The organism is Bradyrhizobium sp. CCBAU 11361 (assembly GCF_028128935.1).
Lineage (GTDB): Bacteria > Pseudomonadota > Alphaproteobacteria > Rhizobiales > Xanthobacteraceae > Bradyrhizobium > Bradyrhizobium niftali.
This window is the reverse complement of the sequence record NZ_LBJZ01000063.1, coordinates 1-608: the sequence shown is the minus strand read 5'-3', so window position 1 is coordinate 608 and position 608 is coordinate 1. Positions and strand designations below refer to the sequence as shown.

Sequence of the window (608 nt, the reverse complement as noted above, 5' to 3'; positions counted from 1 at the left end):
GGGAGCGCTATGGCCTCAACTCTTGGATCGAAGCCGCCAAGAAGCGATTGCACCACAATGTGCTGGCGATTGCGCTCGCCAACAAGCTCGCCCGGATCGCCTGGGCGGTCCTCAACAAGGAACGCGCCTTCGCATGCGTCAAGACGGCGCAGACGGGGTCCCGACCTGCTTGATCCTCGCGCCGTGCGCGGGGCCGTCAAGGCGCAGCCTGGCAGCAGGAAAGCAAGACGTCAGGACAGCACGATGGCCGGCCTTGACGGCCCCTTGCGCGCGGCGCGTCTGCGCACGCAGGCCGGGACGAAGGAACGACCGCCAGGCACGAACAAAGGAACAGTGCGAAGTGAGGAGCTATCGATGACGTAACAACCCTTACCCGCCGAGGTCTGCGAGAGGATGAGACGACGATGGAGAATCGGTCTTCCCGGCGCAGGTGAACCCTGGTGACCCAAATGGCCCGGTCGAGGCCTGTCCGCTAACCAGATCACATGCGCGCTGATATCCATGATGGCCCGGAGCACGCGCTCCAAACAGAGGCCGGATACATTGATGCAAGACCGTATCCACCGGATCGTCGAAATCTTCTTGCACCCCACGGCCGGACCATACAT

General features: G+C 62.8%; 1 pseudogene. It reads left to right on the top strand.

Features of this window, described 5'->3' with window-relative positions:
• Positions 1 to 173: pseudogene (locus XI08_RS09840) on the top strand (IS110 family transposase); the annotation flags it as partial.
• Between the last annotated feature and the right edge of the window lie 435 nt (positions 174 to 608).